This window comes from Nocardia neocaledoniensis (assembly GCF_029868625.1).
Classification (GTDB): domain Bacteria; phylum Actinomycetota; class Actinomycetes; order Mycobacteriales; family Mycobacteriaceae; genus Nocardia; species Nocardia neocaledoniensis_A.
This window is the reverse complement of record NZ_JARWOJ010000181.1, coordinates 1-4,484: the sequence shown is the minus strand read 5'-3', so window position 1 is coordinate 4,484 and position 4,484 is coordinate 1. Positions and strand designations below refer to the sequence as shown.

Annotated in this window: 3 protein-coding genes and 1 pseudogene; all 4 read left to right on the top strand. The window is 68.3% G+C overall.

Translation table 11 applies throughout. The features are described from left to right. Window positions 1-118 precede the first annotated feature (118 nt). The 4 genes and pseudogenes from QH270_RS13320 (at window position 119) to QH270_RS13305 (ending at window position 4,352) form a co-directional block, all read left to right on the top strand. A complete protein-coding gene (locus QH270_RS13320; protein WP_110040412.1) occupies window positions 119-1,156 on the top strand; it encodes a branched-chain amino acid ABC transporter permease in 1,038 nt (345 codons plus the stop codon). Then, on the top strand, window positions 1,153-2,565 hold the full coding sequence (locus QH270_RS13315) for a branched-chain amino acid ABC transporter permease (protein WP_280341541.1): 1,413 nt from the start codon (window positions 1,153-1,155) through the stop codon (window positions 2,563-2,565). Before QH270_RS13320 ends, QH270_RS13315 begins: the two co-directional genes overlap by 4 nt. Next, a pseudogene (locus QH270_RS13310) lies at window positions 2,562-3,470 on the top strand (ABC transporter ATP-binding protein); the annotation flags it as partial. The gene QH270_RS13315 and the pseudogene QH270_RS13310, both read left to right, overlap by 4 nt. Window positions 3,471-3,659: 189 nt before the next feature. Then, a complete protein-coding gene (locus QH270_RS13305) occupies window positions 3,660-4,352 on the top strand; it encodes an ABC transporter ATP-binding protein (protein ID WP_280341544.1) in 693 nt (230 codons plus the stop codon). Window positions 4,353-4,484: the final 132 nt, after the last annotated feature.

The following is a 4,484-nucleotide window of genomic DNA, read 5'->3' as shown; positions in this document are numbered from 1 at the left end:
CTCTACTTCTCCAAATATTATTTTTTTTTTTTTTACCTATCTCTCCCGCCTGTTGTGGTCGCGGGGGGGGGCGCCCCCCCCCCCCCCCCCCCCCCGCTCGCCTGACGCGAGAGAAACCATGACATCAGCGGCATCGCTCGGTGTGACCCTGCTGGCCGACGGGTCCATCGATTTCAACGTCTCCGGGGTGATCGACCAGTTCTGGCGATTGACCGTGGACGGTCTCACCTACGGCTCGATCTACGCGCTGGTCGCCGTCGGCTACACGCTGGTCTACGGTGTGCTGCGGCTGATCAACTTCGCCCACTCCGAGATCTTCATGCTCGGCATGTTCGGCACCTACGTCGGCCTCGAACTGCTCGGCTTCGCCCCGAGCGGCAACGTGTACTCCCAGGGCGTCGTGCTGACGGTGGTCTATCTCGGTATCGCGATGCTGATCGGCATGCTGGTCTCCGGCGCCGCCGCCGTCGGCCTGGAACGCGTGGCCTATCGGCCGCTGCGCAGGCGCGGCGCGAAACCCCTCGCCTTCCTGATCACCGCGATCGGCATGTCGTTCGTGATCCAGGAGTTCGTCCACTACATCCTGCCCAAGATCAAGCCGGGGCTCGGCGGCACCAACGCCCAGACCGGTATCCGGCTCGTGGAGCCGAAGGTGCAGTTCACCTTTCTCGGCGCCTCGGTGACCAACGTGGCCCTGGTGATCATCGCCGCGGCCGTGGTCCTCGCGGTCCTCACCGAGATCCTGATCAACCGGACCAAGTTCGGTCGCGCGATCCGGGCCGTCGCCCAGGATCCCGACACCGCGACGCTGATGGGCGTCTCGCGTGAGCGGGTCATCGTGCTGACCTTCCTCATCGGCGGCCTGCTCGCCGGCGCCGCCGCGATGCTCTACACCCTGCACATCCCCACCGGCATCATCTTCTCCGGTGGCTTCATCCTCGGGATCAAGGCCTTCAGCGCCGCGGTGCTCGGCGGTATCGGCAACCTGCGCGGCGCGCTGCTCGGCGGCCTGCTCCTCGGTGTGGCCGAGCAGTACGGGCAGATCCTGTTCGGCTTCGAATGGCGCGACGTGGTCGCGTTCGTCCTGTTGGTGACCGTGCTGATGTTCCGGCCGACCGGTATCCTCGGCGAGAGCCTGGGGAGGGCCCGCGCATGACCGACCTGACGAAAACCCCGGTGGCACAGCCCGATCGGCGCGGCCTCGGCGACGCGCTGCGAACCTGGTGGGACGGGCTGTCCCGGCCCGCGCAATGGGCCGTCGGCATTCCGGTGATCCTCGTGCTGCTGGTGCTGCCGCTGTATCCGCCGCCGCTGCTCGACACCCCCGGCGTGAGCTTCGGCAATGTGATGGCACTGTTCGCGATGTACGCGCTGATCGCCATCGGCCTGAACGTGGTCGTCGGCCAGGCCGGCCTGCTCGACCTCGGCTACGTCGGCTTCTACGCGGTCGGCGCCTACACGGTCGGCCTGCTGACCAGCCCGAACAGCCCCTGGAACCAGACCGACGGCGGCTGGCTCAACCCGAGCTGGGCCTGGCTGGCCTGCCTGCCGATCGCGGTGGCGCTCACGGCGATCTCCGGCCTGATCCTCGGTACCCCGACGCTGCGCCTGCGCGGCGACTATCTGGCCATCGTCACCCTCGGCTTCGGTGAGATCGTGCGGCTGATGGCCGACAACCTCACCGAACTCACCAACGGCAGTCTGGGCCTGTCCAAGATCGCCTACCCGACGGTCGCTGAGTCCGAAGCGCATCCGGGCGGGGTCTTCTCGCCCGGCAACCTCGGTGACACCGACAGCTGGAACCCGTTCGAACGGGCCAACAACGGCACCTGGTGGTTCTGGCTCGGCACGATCCTGGTGATCATCGTGCTGCTGATCATCGGCAATCTCGAGCGCAGCCGGGTCGGCCGCGCCTGGGTCGCGATCCGCGAGGACGAGGACGCCGCCGAGATCATGGGCGTGCCGACCTTCAAGTACAAGCTGTGGGCCTTCACCATCGGCGCCTCCGTCGGCGGCCTGTCCGGTGCGATGTACGCCGGTCAGGTGACCTACGTCAACCCGAAGCAGTTCGACATCATCCTGTCGATGCTGTTCCTGTGCGCCGTCGTGCTCGGCGGCTCGGGCAACAAGCTCGGCGTGATCGTCGGCGCCTTCCTCATCGCGTACCTGCCGCTGCGGTTGCAGTCGGCGAAGCTGGTGTCGAACGAGTCGACCGGTTATGTGCTGCTCGCGATCGACATCGCCGTCCTGATCGGGCTGTGGGTGCTGTGGCGCCTGCGTGGTCCGGTCCTGGGTGCGTGGGCGCGGCGCGTGGTGATCCTGCTCGCCGTGTTCGGCGTGGTCGTCGGGCTGCTGCTGTTCGGCAGTGTGCTGCTGTTCCGGCAGGGCGGCGCGCAGAACCTCGGCGACCTGAAGTACCTGTACTTCGGCATCGCCCTGGTGGTGATGATGATTCTGCGGCCACAGGGTCTGTTCCCCGTGCGGCAGAAATTGCTCACCTACGGCAGACAGGTGTACCAGGCCGTGCGCAAGCCGTCGGCCGAACCGATCGGAGCAGGGCGATGACCGGGCCGGGCGCGGGAGACGCGCTGTTCGACAACGAGGACATGTCGGCCGGGTACCAGCCCGCGCCGGAGGTGGAGAAGGCGGGCGACGTCGACGTCACCGCGGTGCTGCCGGAACTGGGCGACGCGGAGACGGTCGCCGAGGTCGTCGCGCCGCACCGCGAGATCGACACCGCCGTCGGCGCGCCGCTGCTGCGCACCGACGGGCTGACGGTGAAGTTCGGCGGCCTGACCGCGCTGGACGGGGTGAGCTTCGAGATCCGCCGCGGCGAGATCCTCGGACTGATCGGCCCCAACGGCGCGGGCAAGACCACCTGCTTCAACGCGATCACCGGTGTCTACAAGCCGGCGGGCGGCAGCGTGCACTTCGACGGGCAGCCGCTGGCCAAGACCAAGCGCAACGAGATCACCCGGATGGGCATCGCGCGCACATTCCAGAACGTGCGCCTGTTCGGCGAGATGACGGCGCTCGAGAACGTGGTCGTCGGTACCGACGCCAGGCACAAGACCTCGGTGCCCGGCGCGGTCTTCCGCACCCCGCGGCACCGGCGCGAAGAACGCGACGCCATCGAACGCGGCATGGCGCTGCTCGAGTTCGTCGGCATCGCGCCGCGCGCGGTGGAGAAGGCCCGCAACCTCTCCTACGGTGACCAGCGCAGGCTCGAGATCGCCCGCGCGCTGGCGACCGAGCCGAAACTGCTGTGCCTGGACGAACCGGCCGCCGGATTCAACCCCAGCGAGAAGTCGGCGCTGATGGATCTGATCCGCAAGATCCGCGACGACGGCTACACCGTGCTGCTCATCGAGCACGACATGCGCCTGGTCATGGGCGTCACCGACCGGATCGTGGTGCTCGAGTTCGGGCGCAAGATCGCCGACGGCCTGCCCGCCGAGGTCCGCGAGGACCCCGCGGTGATCGCGGCCTACCTCGGTGTGCCCGACGCCGACACGATCGACGCGGTGCGCGAGGAGGCCGGCGCCGCAGCGGCGGCCGAGGCGGCACCGACGCAGGCACCGGCCACGGTGGTGGAGGCCGCCCAGGACGAGCCCGCCGCGGTCACCGAGCAGCGGGTGCCGTTGCTCGAGGTGCGCGACATGGTCGTGAACTACGGCCGCATCGAGGCGCTGCACGGGATCTCGCTGTCGGTCGAGCAGGGCGAGCTGGTGACGCTGCTCGGCGCCAACGGCGCGGGCAAGACCACCACCATGCGCGCCCTGTCGGGCCTGTTACCGCTCACCTCGGGCCGGATCCTGTTCGAGGGCAAGGACATCACCGCGATGAAGGCGCACGAGCGGGTCGTCCATGGCCTGATCCAGGCGCCGGAGGGACGCGGGGTGTTCCCCGGCATGACCGTGGCCGAGAACCTCGACATGGGCTGCTACGGCAGGCCGTTCGAGCAGAAGTCGGAGTACCAGCAGACGCTGGACTGGATCTTCGAGCTGTTCCCGCGCCTGGCCGAGCGGCGCAAGCAGGTCGGCGGCACCCTCTCCGGTGGTGAGCAGCAGATGCTGGCGATCGGGCGCGCCCTGATGGCGCGGCCGAAGCTGCTGCTGCTCGACGAACCGTCGATGGGTCTGGCGCCCATGGTGATCCAGCAGATCTTCAAGATCATCAGCGAGATCAACCGGCAGGGCACCACGGTGCTGCTCGTGGAGCAGAACGCCCAGCAGGCGCTGACCCGCAGCGATCGCGCCTACATCCTGGAGACCGGTGAGGTCACCAAGACCGGCGCGGGCGCGGCGTTGCTCACCGATCCCGCGGTGATGTCAGCGTATCTCGGGCACTGAGTAGCTGGACCACCACGACCCGACCTCGAGGAGGGTCCGCCGCGTCAGCGGCGGTCGCGGGCCGTCCCGTCGATCAGGCGCCGTTGCGTAGGCGACGAAGGAGCAAGCAACGGTGCCTGATCGACGGGACAC